This window comes from Actinophytocola sp., assembly GCF_036378875.1.
Classification (GTDB): Bacteria; Actinomycetota; Actinomycetes; order Mycobacteriales; family Pseudonocardiaceae; genus Actinophytocola.
In genome coordinates, this window is the sequence record NZ_DASUVO010000039.1 from 24,990 (window position 1) to 43,255 (window position 18,266).

The following is an 18,266-nucleotide window of genomic DNA, read 5'->3' on the forward strand; positions in this document are numbered from 1 at the left end:
ATCACGAATCACATGTATCCGCAGCTTGGGGGCCGCCTCGCGCAGCGGATAAGTCCAACCAATAGACTCCGCCGACGTCCCATCAAACACCCCTGGTGGCGCACCCGTCTCCAAAGGACGATTGCGGCGGTCCTCGGCGATCGCGGAAACCGCGCCACGGCGGGCAGAACCAGGAGGCCAGATGTCCTGGCAAGTACTAGCGGCGGAGGGCGGTCCTACGCTGACCGGCGGTGATCGCGGCATCGTCGTCGTGGTCGCCGTGATCGCTCTCGCCGCCTTGGCCGTTGGTTACGTGCTGCTCAAGGAGGTGCTGGCCGCCGGCCAGGGCACCGCCAAGATGCAGGACATCGCCAAAGCGGTGCAGGAGGGCGCGAACGCCTACCTGAAACGGCAGCGCAACACGCTGGCGATCTTCGGTGTGATCGTCTTCGTGGTGCTGTTCTTCCTTCCGGCCGACGGTTGGGGGGAGAGGATCGGCCGGTCCCTGTTCTTCATCGTCGGCGCGGTGTTCTCGTTCGCCATCGGCTACCTCGGCATGTGGCTCGCGACGCAGGCCAACCTGCGCGTCGCCGCGGCCTCGCGTGAGCAGGGCGGCCGCGAGACCGCCATGCGCGTCGCGTTCCGCACCGGTGGCGTGGTCGGCATGTCGACCGTCGGTCTCGGCCTGTTCGGCGCGGCGATCGTCGTGCTGGTCTACGCAGGTGACGCGCCGAAGGTGCTCGAGGGCTTCGGCTTCGGCGCCGCGCTGATCGCGATGTTCATGCGTGTCGGCGGCGGCATCTTCACCAAGGCCGCGGACGTGGGCGCCGACCTGGTCGGCAAGGTCGAGCAGGGTATCCCGGAGGACGACCCGCGCAACGCCGCCACGATCGCCGACAACGTCGGTGACAACGTGGGCGACTGCGCCGGCATGGCCGCCGACCTGTTCGAGTCCTACGCGGTGACCCTGGTCGCCGCGCTGATCCTCGGCTCGACGGCGTTCGGCGCGCAGGGTCTGCTGTTCCCGCTGATCGTGCCCGCGCTCGGTGCGATCACGGCCGTGGCCGGTGTCTACCTGACCAAGGCCAAGGTCGGCGAGAGCGGCCTGACCTCGATCAACAAGTCGTTCTACGCGTCCGCGGTGCTGTCGGCGGTGCTGTGCACGGCCGCCGCGTTCATCTTCCTGCCGAACTCGTTCGCCGACCTGGACGGCGTCTCCGCGCCGAACACCCCGGGCAGCCCGGCGGTCATCGCGACCGTCGCGGTGATCATCGGCATCGTGCTCGCCGGTGTCATCCTGTGGCTCACCGGCTACTTCACGGGCACCGAGTACAAGCCGGTCAAGGACGTCGGCAAGACCTCGCTGACGGGCCCGGCGACCGTGATCCTGTCCGGTATCTCGGTCGGCTTCGAGTCCGCGGTCTATACCGCACTCGTCATCGCCGGCGCGGTCTACGGCGCGTTCCTGCTGTCCGGTTCGCTGTTCGTGGCACTGTTCGCGGTGGCGCTCGCCGGCTGCGGTCTGCTCACCACCGTCGGCGTCATCGTCGCGATGGACACGTTCGGTCCCGTCTCCGACAACGCGCAGGGCATCGCCGAGATGTCCGGTGACGTCGAGGGCGAGGGCGCGGCGATCCTGACCGAGCTGGACGCGGTGGGCAACACCACCAAGGCCATCACCAAGGGCATCGCGATCGCGACCGCCGTGCTCGCCGCGACCGCGCTGTTCGGTTCCTACCTGACGGCGATCACCGAGGCGGTGGGCGACGTCGGCCAGTCGATGGGCGACGTGCTGCCGAACTCGTTCCTGTTCGACGTGTTCAGCCCGAACGTGCTGGTCGGCATCATCATCGGCGCCGCGGTCGTGTTCATGTTCTCGGGTCTCGCGGTCAACGCGGTGTCCCGTGCCGCGGGTGCGGTCGTGTTCGAGGTGCGGCGCCAGTTCCACGAGAACCCCGGCATCATGGAAGGCACCGTCCGTCCGGAGTACGGCCGCGTGGTGGACATGGTCACCCGTGACTCGCTGCGTGAGCTCGCCACCCCCGGCCTGCTCGCCGTGCTCGCGCCGATCGCGGTCGGTTTCGGTCTCGGCACCGGTCCGCTGGCCGGTTACCTGGCCGGCGCCATCGCGTGCGGCACGCTGATGGCGATCTTCCTGGCCAACTCGGGTGGTGCGTGGGACAACGCGAAGAAGCTCGTCGAGGACGGCAACCACGGCGGCAAGGGCTCAGAGGCTCACGCCGCCACCGTTATCGGCGACACCGTGGGTGACCCGTTCAAGGACACCGCGGGCCCGGCGATCAACCCGCTGATCAAGGTGATGAACCTGGTCTCGCTGCTGATCGCGCCGGCCATCGTCACACTCTCCATCGGCGATGACGCGAGTGCCCCGGTGCGGATCGTCATCGCCATCGTCGCGGTGCTGCTCATCGTGGGTGCCGTGGTCGTGTCCAAGCGGCGCGGCACGGCGATCGCGGAGAACCCGGCGGAGGCCGTGGCCAACGGTGCCGCCTGAGCGGAACCCGACCTACTGAGAGGAAATTCATGACTCGGCTGACCACAGGAATTGTGGCAGTACTTCTGGCATTCGTCGTGACCAGCTGCAGCGACGGCGGCGGGAGCGGTAGCACCACCACCTCCTCCGACACGACCTCGACCAGCGAGGAGGCCACCGGCGGCGACAGCGAGGCCGTCGCGTGGGCCGACGAGGTGTGCTCGGGGATCAAGGACGAGGTGTCCGCCCTGACCACCACGCCGGAGCTCGACCAGAGCAACCCGCAGGCGGCCAAGGACGGACTGGTCACCTACCTGGGCACGCTGGAGACCTCGCTCGACGGCATGGCCAGCGCGGTCGAGGGTGCCGGCACCCCGCCGGTCGACGGTGGTGACGAGGCCGTCAAGAGCTTCATCGACCAGATCGGCACCGCCAAGGAGTCGGTGACCAGCGCCAAGTCCAAGATCGAGGCGGCGCCGGTCGACGACCCCGCCGCGTTCCAGGCGGCGGCCGCGGCGGCCGTTCAGGACCTGCAGGCCCTGAGCTCGATGGACCCGACGTCGGCCTTCTCGGACAACGAGGAGCTCAACGCCGCGTACAACGACGCTCCTGCCTGCCAGGAGCTCGAGTCGGGCTCGTCCTCGCCGACGACCTGACCGAGGCATGACCCCATGGGCCCGGCGCGCGCGTCGGGCCCATGGTCATTTCCGGGGGCGCTACACCCTGGCCGAGATCGAACGGGTGTTCTATCCTTGGCCAGGTGGCGCAGCTCTCGTTCTATTCCGCCGAGGCCAACCGGCCACATGCCGGTGATCTCGCCGGTCTGCTGTGCTGCCGTGGCCAGCTGGCCGAGTTCGGCCGGACCGCCGCGCGTCTGACGCTGCCGCTGGAGCAGCCGTGGCGGGCGCGGGCGATGGTGCGGGCGCTGGCTGAGCGCGGCATCGAAGCCACACACACGGTCACCGAGGAAGGCCAGCACGGCGTGCGCACCGCCTTCCGGGCCGACCTGCTCTCACTTGCCGAGGAGTGGACGAAGGAAGGCGAGAAGTTCGCCCCTTCCGGACTAACCCTCGATGGCGGAGCGTTACGACTTTGGGTGCTCGCCGCCGGCGGCTGGCTCGCGGAAAGTTACCTGCTGGGCCTCGACCCAGACGCGCCGGACACGTATGACACCGTGAGAGGGGCGCTCGGGAACGCCGGGCTGCCCGCTACCCTGCATGGGGCAGGCCTGCGTATATCCGGCCGTCGGCGACTCGGGAGGCTCGCTGAACTGGTCGGCAGGCCGCCGTCGGGGGACGCGGAGGCAGACTGGCCGGTGGTATCCGGGGTGCGGCGAAGCGCGTGAACGTGCTACCCAGGTAACGGTTCGTGCTTTTGGTGCGAAAGTGTGCTGCGAGGCACCTGGGGGTAGGTATCACCGTGTGCAACGTGCACACTAGCGAGCTGAGAACAAGCTCGGAGCGGAGAGCGGGACGGCGTGGCAGGGTCTAACGGGACGAAGAAGAGCGGCTCGGCAGGTGCCGAGCCGAGGCGGTTGGTGATCGTCGAGTCGCCTGCGAAGGCGAAGAAGATCGCTTCCTACCTCGGCCGGAACTTCGTCGTGGAGTCGTCTCGCGGCCACATCCGCGACCTGCCCCGCAAGGCGGCCGAGGTGCCAGCCAAGTACAAGGGCGAGTCGTGGTCCAACCTCGGCGTCAACGTCGACAACGGCTTCGAGCCCATCTACATCGTCACACCGGACAAGAAGTCGACCGTCACCGAGTTGAAGGAAGCGCTGAAGACCGTCGACGAGCTCTACCTCGCGACAGACGGCGACCGCGAGGGCGAGGCCATCGCGTGGCACCTGCTCGAGGCGCTCAAGCCGAAGGTCCCGGTCCGCCGGATGGTCTTCCACGAGATCACCGAGTCGGCCATCCGCGCCGCCGCGGACAACACCCGGGCCCTCGACCAGGACCTGGTCGACGCGCAGGAGACCCGCCGCATCCTCGACCGTCTCTACGGCTACGAGGTCAGCCCGGTCCTGTGGAAGAAGATCACCCGCGGCCTGTCCGCCGGCCGCGTGCAGTCGGTCGCCACCCGCATCGTGGTGGACCGCGAGCGTGAGCGGATGAAGTTCGTCTCGGCCTCGTACTGGGACATCTCCGCCAGGCTCGACGCTGGCGAGGACGCCGAGCCGAGGGCGTTCGGCGCCCGGCTCGTCGCGATCGACGGCAACAAGCTCGCCACCGGCCGCGACTTCGGCCCGGACGGCCAGCTGAAGAACAACTCACTCGTCCTCGCCGAGGCCGACGCGAGGCGTCTCGCCGACGCGCTGACCGGCCAGGCGATGGCCGTCGCCTCGGTCGAGGAGAAGCCGTACACCCGCCGTCCGTACGCGCCGTTCATGACCTCCACGCTGCAGCAGGAGGCCGGCCGCAAGCTGCGCTTCGGCTCGGACCGCACGATGCGGGTCGCCCAGCGCCTGTACGAGAACGGCTACATCACGTACATGCGTACCGACTCCACGACGCTGTCCGAGACGGCGATCGCGGCGGCCCGTGCGCAGGCCCGTGAGCTGTACGGCGAGGCGTACGTCTCGCCGCAGCCGCGGCAGTACACCCGCAAGGTCAAGAACGCCCAGGAGGCGCACGAGGCCATCCGCCCCGCCGGTGAGGTGTTCCGCACGCCCGGCCAGGTGGCTGGTGAGCTGGAGTCCGACGAGTTCCGCCTGTACGAGCTGATCTGGCAGCGCACGGTCGCCTCGCAGATGGCCGACGCCCGCGGCACCACGATGAGCGTCCGCATCACCGGCACGGCCGCGAGCGGCGAGGAGTGCACGTTCGCCGCGTCCGGCCGCACGATCACCTTCCCCGGCTTCCTGCGGGCCTACGTCGAGACCGTGGACACCGAGGAGGGCGGCGAGGCCGACGACGCGGAGCGCAGGCTGCCGCAGCTGGTCAAGGACCAGCCGCTGACCGCGACCGAGCTGAACCCGGACGGCCACACCACGTCGCCGCCGCCCCGCTACACCGAGCCCAGCCTGGTCAAGGCGCTCGAGGAGCTGGGGATCGGCCGCCCGTCGACGTACGCGTCGATCATCAACACCATCCAGGACCGCGGCTACGTGTGGAAGAAGGGCTCCGCGCTGGTGCCGTCCTGGATCGCGTTCTCCGTGGTCGGGCTGCTGGAGCGGCATTTCGGCCGGCTGGTCGACTACGACTTCACCGCCGCCATGGAGGACGAGCTCGACCGCATCGCCGCAGGTGAGCAGCAGCGCACGCAGTGGCTCTCCGGGTTCTACTTCGGCGGCGAGGTCGGCAAGGAGGGCTCGGTCGGCCGCAGCGGCGGGCTGAAGAAGCTGGTCGGCTCGGGTGTCGACACGATCGACGCCCGGGAGATCAACTCGATCCCGCTGTTCACCGACGAGCAGAGCCGCGCGATCGTCGTACGTGTGGGCCGCTACGGCCCCTACCTGGAGCGGGACGGCGACAACGGCGAGCCGCAGCGCGCGAACCTGCCGGAGGACCTGGCGCCGGACGAGCTGAGCCTCGAGCTCGCCGAGAAGCTGTTCGCGACCCCGGTCGAGGGCCGCTCACTGGGCAAGGACCCGGTGACCGGGCACGAGATCGTCGCCAAGGAGGGCCGCTTCGGCCCGTACGTGACGGAGATCCTGCCGGAGCCTGAGGACGCCAAGGCCAAGAAGGCCGCCAAGCCGAGGACGGGCTCGCTGTTCAAGTCGATGTCCATCGAGTCGGTCACGCTGGACGACGCGCTGAAGCTGCTGTCGCTGCCGCGTGTGGTCGGCACCGACCCGGCCAGCGGCGAGGAGATCACCGCGCAGAACGGCCGCTACGGCCCGTACCTGAAGAAGGGCACGGACTCGCGGTCACTGGGCGGTGAGGACGACATCTTCACGGTCACCCTCGACGAGGCGCTGAAGCTGTACGCGGAGCCCAAGCGCCGCGGCCGCCAGGCAGCCGCCGCGACCCCGCCGCTGAAGGAACTGGGCAACGACCCGGTGTCGGGCAAGCCGATGGTGGTGAAGGAGGGCCGCTGGGGCCCGTACGTCACCGACGGCGAGTTCAACGCGTCGCTGCGCAAGTCCGACAGCGTGGAGACGCTCACGGACGAGCGGGCGGCCGAGCTGCTGGCGGAGAAGCGCGAGAAGGGCCCGGCCCCGAAACGCACGACCCGCAAGGCGACCACGAAGACCGCCCCGAAGAAGGCCCCGGCGAAACGTCCGGCGACGAAGACCAAGTCCTGACCCGCGGACCCCGGTTCGCTACCGTTCCCGATCATCCGAACGGGGTGATCGGGGGAGGCCATGACAGGGAACAGCCGGATGGCCCGAACTGACCAGGGGTTTCGCCACCCCAGGCCGGTGAAACGGCACCGAACCGGGTCGTCGAGGCTCCGGCCGGCGCACGAGTGTCCCATTCGCTCGAACTCGTCGGCGAAAGTTGTCCACAGGCCGCCACGACCAGGGGTTTTGTCTCCGCCGCTTGGTACGATGGCCTCGGGGTGGCCCCCCGGGTACGGGTGGGGGATGCCTACGCAACCATCTGGGGCCGTTCGGAGACTTTTTCGCAACCAGTCGCTGAAACAGCGTCGTGGCGGAGCGGGGCTGCGATGACCGAATTGGTGACGGCTCAGCCCGGCTTCGACCGGCGGGCTGTCGAGGCCTGGTTCCGCCGTCGTGGTCTGCCGCTGTTCGTGCGTGGTGACGAGCAGGGGTCGCGGCTGCTGCAGCGTGCCGTGCCGGCCCTGGTGTTCGTGCTGGTCATGGACCCGGTGCTCACGCTGGTCACCTGGCTGCTCGACGTGCCGCAGGCCGAGCTGGAGCGGCGCATGGCCAACACCGCCTACGTGTTCGTGCTGCTCGCGCTGCTCGTCGCCGCCGTCGTCGTACCGATTCTCTTCGGCTGGCTGGTCTCGATGTGGATGCGGGCGCTGTCCGGCCCGGGTCGCTGGGTGCTCGCCCGCGTCGTGCTCCTGCTCAACGTCGTCGTCCTGCCGGTCGTCGACTGGTGGAGCGGGCTGCGGGACCGGCTGTGGCTGTCGCTCACGATCAACGTCGGTGTGACGTTTCTCATGCTCTTCTTCGTGTGGGCGGGTGCCGGCTCGATCCTCGCGTGGGGGCTGCGCAAGGCGGTCGCCGAGCTGAGCACCGTCGGCCGGATGGCCACGAAGGCCCTGCCGCTGCTCGTCCTCGTCGTCATCTTCGCGTTCTTCTCCGCCGAGATGTGGCAGGTCGCCGAAGCTCTGCCGCGCTGGCGGTTGTGGCTGGTCGTGGCGCTGTTCGGCGTGCTCGGCGTGCTGTTCATGGCGGCCCGGCTCGACGAAGAGCTGAAGAAGATGATCGACAAGGTCGCGAACGACAAGGTCGACGACCTGGCCACCGTGCTGCGGGACACGCCACTCGCCGGTGCCGTGGCCAGCGGACCGATCGACGCGTTGCCCCTAGGCCGGCGCGAGCGGGCGAACGTCACGCTGGTGTTGTTCGTCGCACAGCTGCTGCAGATCCTGGTGCTCACCGTCCTTGTGTTCTGCGTACTGGTCGCGCTCGGCGCGCTCGCCATCGACGGTCCGGTGATCGACTCGTGGGTCGGCGACGGCAAGTCGAAGGTGTCCGGCACGCTCTTCAAGATCTATCTGCCGTTGCCCGCCGTGCTCGTGCAGGTCTCCCTGTTCCTGGCGGCGTTCTCCGGGCTCTACTTCGCCGCGTCGGCGGCCACCGACCAGCACTACCGGGAGGCGTTCTTCGAGCCGCTGCTGGCCGATGTCCGGGTCAGCCTCGCGGCCCGTCAGGTTTATCTCGCCCGACGCGGGAATGCCTCTTAGTCTTGTATGAGGTATGCATCGTCACGACAGGGAGTCGACATGGCGAGCTGGAATCACGACGGCACCCAGGATCCTGGTCCGCCGCCGCTGATGGCCGACCCGCTGTCCGGCCTGGTGACCGGCGGCAAGTACGACGGTGAGGCGGTCCGCGTCCGGGTGGTCGAGCCGGCGGCGCCGGACATCGAGAAGGTCCGCACGGCCATGGAGTCCGTGCTGGACGAGAACTCCGAGCTGCGGGTGGACCTGCTGCCCGGTGCGCCGAGGAAGGCCCCCGCGCCGAAGCCGGCGCCTGCGCCGACCGAGAAACTCCTCACACCGCCGGCGGGTGTTCCGATGCCCCCACCCCGGCAGGGTCTCGTCCCGGCCGAGATCCCGCCTCAGCGAGCCGTCCGGCCACCCCGCACCCGCTGGTCGCCCGGCCTCACCGCAGTCGGACTGTTACTGCTTGTGATGGCGGTGCTCGCGATCGTGATGCTGGCCAGCCTCATCGACACGATCGCGTCCCTCTTCAACTGAACCCTCAGCACTCTCAGCTAAGCCGCGTTACTTTACCCGCGCGCGTGCTGGTTACCCTGAAGGCGCGCGGGGCTTCGTGGGAGATGGGGTGGCAGGCATCAGCGGGGGTGTGAGCACAGAGTCGGGCAGTGGCGGGAGGCCACGTGCCGAGTCGAACGCTTCCATCACGCACCGTGCGCGGAGTGTGTTGGCGATCAGGGCGTTCCGCAGACTGTGGGGTGTCACCTACCTGTGCAGTGTTGGTGACTGGTTGTCACTGCTTGCACTGGCTGGCCTGGTCACCACGCTGACGGAGGACTACCGGGCGAAGAGCTTCGCCTTCGCGGGCGTCGTGCTCACGCAGCTGCTGCCCGGGCTCCTGTTCGCGCCACTCGGCGGCCTGTTCGCGGACCGCTTCGACCGCCGCAAGGTCATGGTCGTGTGCGACGTGCTGCGGTGCGGGTTGTTCGTCTCGATCGCTGTCGTCGGTTCGCCGTTGTGGCTGTTCGTCGGCAACTTCCTCATCGGCTGCTGCGCGATGATGTGGATCCCGTCGAAGGACGCGGCGGTGCCGAACCTGCTGCGCCGCCCGGACCAGGTCGAGACGGCCAACCAGCTCGGCATGGTGATGACCTACGGGCTCGCGGTGATCAGCGGCGCCGGCCTGTACTCGGCGATCACCGGCATCACCACGAACCTGCACATCCAGCCCGACCCGCAGGGCCTCGGCATCGCCAAGATCATCCTGGTCATCAACGGGCTGCTGTACCTGACCAGCGCGATCCTCGTCGCCACCAGGATCCCCGAGCTGTCGCTGCGGGACACCCCGCTCGCCGAGGCGCAGAAGGCCGACCGGAAGAAGACCTCGGGCGAGAAGCAGGGCTTCACGGCCATGGCCCGGGACGCGGCCAGGTTCGTCCGAAGTACGCCGATCGTCCGCGGACTGTTGGTGGGCATGGTCGGCGCGTTCGCGGCGGCCGGCGCGCTCGTCGGCTCGGCCAGGGTGTACGCGGACAGCCTGAACGGTGGGGAGTCGACGTTCGGCCTGCTGTTCGTGGCCATGTTCGTCGGGCTCGCGACCGGCATGGCCGGTTCCCCGAAGCTCGCCCAGCGGCTTCCCCACAACCGGCTGTTCGGCATCGCCATCGTGCTCGCCGGCATCGCGCTGGCGCTGGTGGCGCTCTCGCCGCACCTGATCGTGTCGCTGATCACCGTGATGATCGTCGGCGCGTGTGCCGGCGCCGCGTTCCTGACCGGCGTGACGATCATCGGCACGCAGATCGAGGACGCGATCCGTGGCCGCATCAACGCGATCTACCAGGCGCTGATGAAGGTCATCCTGGCGGTCTCGGTCATGGTGACGCCGCTGCTGATCGGCCTGTTCCAGAAGCAGAACGTCAGCGTGTGGGGCCGGGAGATGGAAATCGACGGCTCCCGCCCGGTGCTGCTGGGGGCCGGCCTGATCGCCGCGTTGGTGGGCGTGATCGCCTACCGGCAGATGGACGACCGGCGCACCGAGCCGATCCTGTCCGACCTGCTCAACGCGATTCGCCGCAAGCAACGCAGGTCGACCGGGCTCCTGATCGCGGTTGAGGGCGACACGGCCGCGGACACGTCGATGCAGGCCCACCTGCTGGGCGACTGGCTGAAACGGCCGGGGGCCAAGGAGGTCCTGCTCGCCACCGACCCGGCGCTCGACGACCACCGGCTGCAGTCCGTCCTGTCGGGCGCGCAGTTGACGGGTGCCAGGGCGCACGCGCTGGTGGCGGCCGCGGTCCGGGCGGACATCGTGGAGCGCCAGATCAGGCCGGCGCTGGAGCGTGGCGCGCTCGTGGTGATGGAGCGGTTCGTCGACAGCCCGCTGGCGCACCTGTCGGCGGTCGCCGGCCTGGACCCGTCGGAGCTGGAGGGACTCGCGGACTGGGCGACGGCACGACTGCGCCCGGACCTCACGATCCTGCTTGACCGCGACCCGAGCACCATCGACGAGGATTCGCCGATGTCACGCCCTGCCGCACATCACTGGCACGTGCAGCGGGTGCTCACGGAGATGGCGTCCGCCGACCCGGATCGCTATGTGGTGGTGGACGCCGACGGGACCCCGGAGCAGGTGGCCCTGCGGGTTCGGCTCGCGGTGCAGACGGCGTTGGCCGGCCAGCGACTGGCCAAGTTCCTGCCGAGCGATAGCCTCGACCCTGTAGTGGTCCGGGCGACATAGTCGGAGGCTTGGTTTGAGCACCGTGTGGTCGCAGGTCGTCGGCCAGCCGGAAGCCGTGGCGGTGCTCAGGGCATCGGCCACGGTGGCCGCCTCGATGGTGGACGGCACGTTCGCCGGCGGTTCGACGTCGGCGGTCGCGCACGCGTGGCTGTTCACAGGCCCACCGGGCTCGGGCCGTTCGGTCGCGGCGAAGGCGTTCGCGGCCGCGTTGCAGTGTGACACCGGTTCCGGATGCGGCGCGTGCGCGGGTTGTCGCACGGCCATGGCCGGAACCCACGCGGATGTCCACTTCGTGGAGCCGGAAGGCCTGTCGATCTCCGTGGCGGAAATGCGCGCGCTGGTCCAGATCTCGGCCCGCAGACCAACCGGCGCCCGCTGGCAGGTAGTGATCATCACCGACGCCGACCGCCTGACGGAAGGCGCGGCGAACGCGCTGCTGAAAGCGGTGGAGGAGCCCCCGGAACGCACGGTCTTCCTGCTGGCGGCGCCCTCCGACCACCCGGAGGACGTGCCGGTGACGATCCGGTCGAGGTGCCGCCACCTGGGCCTGCGCACCCCTGCGGCCCCGGCGATCGCGGAAGTCCTGCAGACCCGCGACGGCATCGAACCGTCGATGGCCACGTGGGCGGCCTCGGTCTGCGGCGGCCACGTGGGCCGGGCAAGGCGCCTGGCCACGGACGAGGCGGCCCGCGCCCGCCGAGAAGCCGTCCTGCGCATTCCCCTGAACCTGAGAAGCCTCGCGGATGTCTTCGACTGCGCCGACGACCTGGTAAAAGCAGCGGAAGCAGACGCGACCGAGGTAAGCGGCACCCGCGACGAAGCGGAAAAAGAAGCCCTCAAGACGGCCTTGGGCCACGGCGGCACAGGCAAGGGCACGGCGAGCGCGACAAGGGGCAGCGCCGCCGCGATCAAGGAGTTGGAACGCCGCCAGAAAAGCCGAGCCACAAGAACCCAACGCGACGCGATCGACCTGGCCCTGGTGGACCTGGCCGGCTTCTACCGTGACGTGCTGGTGGTCTCGTCAGGCAGCCAGACAACCCTGACCCACCCGGACCGCGAACGCGACTCAAAGCAGGCGGCCGACAAGTGGACACCGGAGTCGACGCTGCGCCGCCTGGAGGCCGTGCTCACGTGCCGAGAGGCCATGGAACTGAACGTGAAGCCAAGAATCGCGATAGAAGCCATGGTGTCCGTGCTGTACCAGGGCTGAGGGCGGCCGCCCCCGATCACCAGCGTTAGTGGGCGGGACCGACATTCCCCGCCGACCAGCCCGCAACCTGTGGACAACCAGACCACCTGTGGACACCCGCCCGCCCGGCACCCCTCACCAACCGCCCACTGTCGGCACCGTGCCGTAGCGTTGAACCGGGGGCCGGAGGCCAAGCCCTTCACCTGCCGGAGCAGCGTTTTGGAGCGCCGGCACCAGAGCGGTCACGGCGAATCCGGTGCCGCTGATCAGGATTCGGTCGCGTCCTTCGAGGTTTCTTCGGCCGGTCCGTTGCCAGGCGTCTCAGAAGACGGATCCTCCACCCCGTCTGTGTCCTCGTTGGAGGTCACCGCCGCCTCGTCCGGTGAGTCGTCAGCCGGATCCGGTGAGCGATCCTCGGTCTCGTCCTCCTCGGGGGCGGCCGGCTCATCCGGCACCCCATCCGCCACGAGCACCCCGTGCACCCTCGGCAACGCCGCCACCAGCACGACGCCGACCAGCAGCAGCGCGGTCCCCGTCCAGAACAGCGGGATCGTCTTGTAAGCCATCGTCGTGTAGGCCAGCTGTGTCGGTGCCCGGCCCTGCGGCTTGGGCGTCGGCGGCGGCGCCGGTTGCTCGAAGGTCTGGCACACCACGCCACCCGCCGGCGCGTACGCCCGAGCCACCTGCTCACCCAGCGACACCTGCGCCAGCGCCGACGGCAGGTTCGGCAACCCCAGCGCCTGCGTCGGCAGCACCTGCAGGTCCAGCATCCGTGCCGTGGCCCCCAGCTGGAATCCCTTGAACGGCGTCGTCATCGCCATCCCACGCTGGTCGAGCTGCGCCACCCCCAACCGGATCACCCCGAGATCCAGCCGGTTCAGTGCGGCCGTCGCCTGCTGCCCGTTCGCCAGCAGCGCACCGACGATCGGGAGGTTCGGTGCCCCCGGCGCGAGCGGGAGCCCGATCGGGACGTCAAGGGTCGGGTGCGCCGCGTCCAGCTGCCCAAGGCTCTGCCCACCCTGCTCGACCGCCAGCACGGGCGCGGTGTACCGAACGCTCGACGTCTGCTCGTCGCCGGTCGAGGTGACCTCCAGCGTCGGCTGGCTGACCACCCTGATCTGGATCTCGAACGGCGTCCCAGCGAGCAGTTTCACGTTGGCGACCTGCATGGTCGACGTCGACTGCACCGCCTTGTTCGGCGATCCGGGAATGTCGACCAGCCGCACCACCGAGCGGGCCGACAGCGTGTTCGGCACGCTGACCAGCGAGCCCGCCCCGTCCGCGGCCGGCTTCGAACCACCGGACAACGTGCCGCCGAGCGTGCTCAACGGCCCACCGAGCTTCTTCAACCCGTCGACGATCGTCTGGTCGACGCCCGCATCGGCGGGCGAGTCGAACACCCCGGTCAGATCGGCGGTCGACGGCAACGTGGGAATCGCGTTGAGCAGTGAAAGGCTGGCGACCTCGGTAGCCGAGTCGCTGATCGTGCCGACACACGGGCCGGCGGTGTCACTCCACCGTGCGTGCACCTGCCCTTGGAGCACCCCGGCGCGGACCAGCGTGTCGAGCGGCGTGGACGGCAACGTCAACCCGCCGTGCACCGGCTTGGCGTTGTCAGGAGACGCGGTCTGGGAAAGCGCACCAGGCGCCTGCGGACTCGCACCCTGGACGGCGATCCCCCCGGGCGCGGCCTGCGCGACCGACCGTTCGAACGTCAGGTAGGCCTCGGAGTTGGCCTGCGCGGAGGCGAGCCCGAACCCGAGCTCCGCCGCGGCCTGCTTGGGCAACTTGTCCTCGAGCCCAGGCTGGATGGTCTTCGTCGGCGCCGAGTTCGGCAGGATCCGCAGAATCCCGAGCCCTGTCCCGGCATCCCCGACCACCCGTCCAGGCGGCACGGCCCCCACAGGAGACGACATCCCCGGCGACGCCGGATCGGTCGGTGTCGGCGTAGGGGTGGTCGCCGTCTGCGCAATGGCCGGCGCCGCGGAGAAGCCCATGACCAGCCCAACAAGCCCCACCGCGGTCGCGACAAGCACCCGTCCGCGCATCCCAGTCCTCCTCGACAGCGCCCGCTGTTGATTAACGAGACCCGTGCCTGCAGGTGACGCCGAGGCGCCAGCTACACTATGACCCGTCTCGCCGCCTTAGCTCAGTCGGCCAGAGCGGCTCACTCGTAATGAGCAGGTCAAGGGTTCGATTCCCTTAGGCGGCTCCAGGCGAAACGCAGGTCAGGCCCCGTCCACTACATGCCGGACGGGGCCAGACCTGCGTCTGGGTGGCTAACTGGGTGACTAGGCCGTGTCGGTTCGGAAGATGCGGTCCATGGCAACCGCGCCGTCCTCGACCGCCGGGCGGATCTGCTTCCGGTAGACCAGCTCCGTCACGGACGTGCCGCTGTGGCCAACGAGACGCGAGATCTGCTCTAGCGGCATCCCGTCGTCAGACAGCAGTGAGACGAAGCTGTGGCGTAGCTCGCGCGGTGTCCACTCCTTGGCGACCAAGCCTGCCCGGTCCAGGACCCTGCGGAAGTCGTGTCGGACATTGGCGTCATCCTGCTGTGTACCTAGCCGCGTGGGGAACACGAGGTCATCGTAATTCCAATGCGGTCCAGCCGCCGCCGACATGACTCCTGTGCCTCTCTGTGGGCTTGCAAGGCGGCACGGCACGTTGCGGCAGCGCGAGGGAGCGCCGCGACTTGCGCGTCATGGTATCGCCTCCCGTCCGCACTGAGCGCCAAACCTTGACGTTCGTTTGATGCTGGTGGAGCGCTCCTGCCGATCGATCCTGTCGACCTGACCTTGCCGTTTTGTTGCTGGGGAGCGTTCAGCTGGGTCGGTGGTGCGGTTACGCGCTGGCCAGACTCGGCGATGCCGAAGCGGTAAATGTGCTTGTTGACGCACTTGAACGGCTCGTTCCCACCTTCACACGTGCCGAAACGGCACTTCGAGTGGACCTTGCGGTAGCACTTGCTGCCAAGGGAGTGCATGACGGGGCGCGTGTCCATGCTGAGCGAGCCGGGTGGTTAGCGACTGAGATTGGCTCAATCCGGCTCCGGCGTCGGATAGATGTGGTATCTCAACACTAGTCCATCGTGTGGAGAACATTTTGATCATGGTGATGAGTTGATGAGTGATGACGTCGAGCCGTTGCAGGGCGGCAAAGGTAACGCCAAGCCGTCGGAAGAGGGGCCAGTTGCAAGTGTCGAGCCGATACGGGCAGATCAGGTTGCTGAGCTTGAACCGTCTATCTTGAGAAGATTGCGGAGGCTGGTTTCCTCCGCGCTCGACGTTGTTTCGCCAGACACGGAGAAGGATCCTAAGAAGAAAGCCTTGGCCAAGATTTCCTGGAAGGTGATCTTGTTTGTGGTGGTCACTGTCATTGGGACCGTGATCACACTGGTTGTGCAGAACGCAAATAGTGAGTCTGCAAAGAGGGCTGAGAACGAAGCGGAGGCGGCGATAGATTCTGAAAGTCCTCCGTTCCGGGCAACTGTAGAATACAATTGGGATAGGCTCGGATATGAACCATATGCATGGGTGCTTGACCGTGCCCTCACCGACTCTGAAGCCATTACCCTCCAGCAATTTACAGCGCCCTTTACGATGGATGTGGCCGACGAAGTATTGGAGAAGGCGCAGCGTCGGGATTCTGTCGACAAGTATTTGAGAGGGCTTGGCGCTCGGCCGGTCATGCCTGCGCAATGCTGGCCTGAAGGGCCATGGCGTGATGTTTCTTGTGGCGGCGAAGTCAATTTGAGACTTAACCTCACCGGATTGCGCAGTGCTACAACTTCTGTTACTCAGATGTGGGCACGCTCCGAGGGTTGTCGTGAATCGAAGGCGGTAACATATATTGAGAACACTACTCAGGGCGAAGAGGAGATTCGGCGCGTAGACTTCAACATAGATTCATCGAAACCAGTTGCAATGGTTCAAGAGAAGGAGTGGGAGGAGCCTGAGGGGCGGTACTTTGACGAGAATTTCTTGGATCTAACAAAGGGTGCCACGCCAGTGCGTATGGATATCTTTGCGCACTCCAAGAAAACTTGCAACTGGGAGATCGAAGCAGATTATGAATCTATCGAAGGGGTGAAGAGGACGAAGATTCGTGACAGACGTGGAGAATGGCTAAAGGTTGAAGCGCCGCCGGCTAATCCTCAGTATTACTGGAAATTTGATCCAACCCTCTACAGGTATAGGCTTTACGATCCTCGGAGTGACCAATATAACGATCCAGTGAACTGATTCCACTATGTTCCTATGGTCCGTATGTTACCTATCGCAAGCACCTTCTGTAGTACTTGTGAGGCGCGGGTAGGTTTGCCAACATGCGCGGCCAGACGTCGGGTGGTGTGACGCGAAACGTGACACGAACTCGTGGAACAGGCGGTCCAGAAGGCCACGTAAGTCACGGACTGGAAACAGACGCCTACCAAGGATTTATCGAATGTGATATTGGTCACTCATAATGAGTAGGTCAAGGTGCGGTTTCCCTAGACGGCTCGGTGAGGCAGGGCCAGGTCAGAGTGTCTGGGCCCTTTCTTGTCAGGTGACGAAACCACGTCCTGATGGAGCGTTGGTAGCCCTCCGGGATGTCGAGGTTGGCCACCTCGTTCAACGTGAACAAGCCGATGTCCGAGTGTTCGGCGGAAAGCACGGGCGCTCCGTCGCTGTTGGGGTAGCAGCCATAGGTCACGATGAACACGTGCGCTCCCACACTCTCGATGTGGTACATCCACGTATCGAGGAGAGGGCCGGTCGTCACCTGCCACCGCGTCTCTTCGGCGACTTCTCGGGCCACGCACTGTTCCGGTGTTTCGCCTGGCTCGATGCGGCCGCCGGGGAGCTCCCACCTGTCGCGGTCGTTCTTCAGTAGCAGCACGCGGTCGTCGCGGACGACCACGCCCTTGATGGAGATCGGATACTTCACTGCTCCTCCGGAAACCCTGTGGCCTCTTGGCGGTGCGCGACATACGGTGCCGAAGGTCGACTCTAGGAGAACAACGTGCCTGACATCCGGCGATCGCTCGTGGCGCACGCGCCCCTGCGGCGGCGACCTCACACGATGTTGCGCCGCATGCTCGAGCGGATGCCGCCCGACGCGGAGCTGTACGGGCCCGACGCGCCCGTCGCGCAGCTTGAGCGGCGGCTGGCTGAGCTGCTCGGCAAGCCGCGGGCGTTGTTCTTCCCGTCCGGGACCATGGCCCAGCAGGTCGCCTTGCGTATCCACGCCGAGCGCACCGGGCGCCTCACTTTCACCGCGCATCCCACGAACCACCTCGACCGGTGGGAGATGCGTGGTTATTCGGCGGTGCACGGGCTGCGCTACCTCCCCGCCGGTGACGCCGTCCGGCCGCTCACCCTCGATGACCTGAACGAGGTCACCGAGCCTCTCGCGGCCTTGCTGATCGAGTTGCCCCAGCGCGAGATCGGTGGGTTCCTTCCGACCTGGGAGGAGTTGGGTGACCAGGTCCGGTGGGCGCGCGATCGCGGAGCTGCCGCACACCTCGACGGCGCACGGCTGTGGGAGGCGCAGCCGTTCTACGACCGCCCGCACGCCGAGATCGCCGGGCTCTTCGACACCGTCTACGTCTCCCTCTACAAGGGACTCGAAGGCGTCCGCGGAGCTATCCTCGCTGGTGACGACGACACCATCCGTCAGGCCGAGGTCTGGCGGCAGCGGCTCGGTGGCGCGCTTCCCGACGCCTGGCCGCTCGCCGTCGCCGCCATGATCGGACTCGACGACGTCATGCCGCGCATGGCCGCGTTCCGTGACCATGCCGTCGCGGTCGCGAAGGCCATCAACACCGCCGGTGTCGCGGCCGTCGTGCCGGATCCGCCGCCGACGGCGTTGTTCCACGTGCTGCTGCCCGTCGACGCCGCGGCCGCGGTCAAGGCGCGGGACGAGTTGCTCGAGGAACAGGGTGTGCAGGTCTTCAGCTACGCGCGCGACGAGTCGGTGCCCGGTCGGTGCCGGTTCGAGGTCACGATCAGTGAGAACGCGATGGAGTTCACCCCCGGCGAGGTTGCGGAGTTGATCGACGAACTCGTGCGGCGCGCTCTACGGTAGGT

General features: G+C 67.5%; 13 protein-coding genes and 1 tRNA gene. 11 read left to right on the plus strand and 3 right to left on the minus strand.

All coding sequences use genetic code 11. From position 1 onward, the window contains the following. Nucleotides 1-181 precede the first annotated feature (181 nt). The 8 genes from VF106_RS10535 to VF106_RS10570 all read left to right on the plus strand — a co-directional run bounded on the left by VF106_RS10535 (nucleotide 182) and on the right by VF106_RS10570 (nucleotide 12,216). Nucleotides 182-2,494, plus strand: coding sequence for a sodium-translocating pyrophosphatase (locus tag VF106_RS10535; RefSeq protein WP_330839440.1), 2,313 nt, complete (start codon nucleotides 182-184; stop codon nucleotides 2,492-2,494). 53 nt (nucleotides 2,495-2,547) lie between these two features. Further along, a complete protein-coding gene (locus VF106_RS10540) occupies nucleotides 2,548-3,129 on the plus strand; it encodes a hypothetical protein (RefSeq protein WP_330839441.1) in 582 nt (193 codons plus the stop codon). A gap of 104 nt (nucleotides 3,130-3,233) precedes the next feature. Further along, on the plus strand, nucleotides 3,234-3,818 hold the full coding sequence (locus VF106_RS10545; protein ID WP_330839442.1) for a hypothetical protein: 585 nt from the start codon (nucleotides 3,234-3,236) through the stop codon (nucleotides 3,816-3,818). Nucleotides 3,819-3,950: 132 nt separating this feature from the next. Continuing rightward, complete coding sequence (topA, locus tag VF106_RS10550; RefSeq protein WP_330839443.1) at nucleotides 3,951-6,716, plus strand: type I DNA topoisomerase; 2,766 nt, start codon at nucleotides 3,951-3,953, stop codon at nucleotides 6,714-6,716. Nucleotides 6,717-7,081: 365 nt separating this feature from the next. Then, nucleotides 7,082-8,293: a hypothetical protein gene (locus VF106_RS10555; RefSeq protein WP_330839444.1), complete on the plus strand. Its 1,212-nt coding sequence runs from the start codon at nucleotides 7,082-7,084 to the stop codon at nucleotides 8,291-8,293. 39 nt (nucleotides 8,294-8,332) lie between these two features. Beyond that, nucleotides 8,333-8,809, plus strand: a complete 477-nt coding sequence (locus tag VF106_RS10560; RefSeq protein WP_330839445.1) for a hypothetical protein — start codon at nucleotides 8,333-8,335, stop codon at nucleotides 8,807-8,809. A gap of 88 nt (nucleotides 8,810-8,897) precedes the next feature. Next, nucleotides 8,898-11,006, plus strand: coding sequence for a bifunctional MFS transporter/dTMP kinase (locus VF106_RS10565; protein WP_414638921.1), 2,109 nt, complete (start codon nucleotides 8,898-8,900; stop codon nucleotides 11,004-11,006). A gap of 13 nt (nucleotides 11,007-11,019) precedes the next feature. After that, entirely contained in the window at nucleotides 11,020-12,216 is a 1,197-nt protein-coding gene (locus tag VF106_RS10570; protein ID WP_330839447.1) for a DNA polymerase III subunit delta', read from the plus strand. Nucleotides 12,217-12,461: 245 nt separating this feature from the next. On the opposite strand, the gene VF106_RS10575 is transcribed toward VF106_RS10570, so the two are convergent. Continuing rightward, nucleotides 12,462-14,243 carry a hypothetical protein gene (locus VF106_RS10575; protein WP_330839448.1) on the minus strand — a complete coding sequence of 594 codons (1,782 nt, stop codon included), beginning with the start codon at nucleotides 14,241-14,243 and terminating at the stop codon, nucleotides 12,462-12,464. A 90-nt stretch (nucleotides 14,244-14,333) separates the two neighbouring features. Between VF106_RS10575 and VF106_RS10580 the strand changes: the two genes are divergently transcribed. Continuing rightward, nucleotides 14,334-14,410 (plus strand) — tRNA-Thr (locus VF106_RS10580). Between the two features lie 76 nt (nucleotides 14,411-14,486). Here the strand turns inward: VF106_RS10580 and VF106_RS10585 are convergent. Beyond that, on the minus strand, nucleotides 14,487-14,777 hold the full coding sequence (locus VF106_RS10585; RefSeq protein ID WP_330839449.1) for a tyrosine-type recombinase/integrase: 291 nt from the start codon (nucleotides 14,775-14,777) through the stop codon (nucleotides 14,487-14,489). 543 nt (nucleotides 14,778-15,320) lie between these two features. On the opposite strand from VF106_RS10585, the gene VF106_RS10590 reads away from it, so the two are divergent. Then, the gene (locus VF106_RS10590; protein WP_330839450.1) at nucleotides 15,321-16,439 is read left to right on the plus strand and encodes a hypothetical protein; all 1,119 of its coding nucleotides are present in this window, start codon (nucleotides 15,321-15,323) and stop codon (nucleotides 16,437-16,439) included. A gap of 232 nt (nucleotides 16,440-16,671) precedes the next feature. On the opposite strand, the gene VF106_RS10595 is transcribed toward VF106_RS10590, so the two are convergent. After that, a complete protein-coding gene (locus tag VF106_RS10595) occupies nucleotides 16,672-17,097 on the minus strand; it encodes an NUDIX hydrolase (RefSeq protein WP_330839451.1) in 426 nt (141 codons plus the stop codon). Nucleotides 17,098-17,199: 102 nt separating this feature from the next. Between VF106_RS10595 and VF106_RS10600 the strand changes: the two genes are divergently transcribed. Continuing rightward, nucleotides 17,200-18,264: a threonine aldolase family protein gene (locus tag VF106_RS10600; RefSeq protein ID WP_330839452.1), complete on the plus strand. Its 1,065-nt coding sequence runs from the start codon at nucleotides 17,200-17,202 to the stop codon at nucleotides 18,262-18,264. Nucleotides 18,265-18,266: the final 2 nt, after the last annotated feature.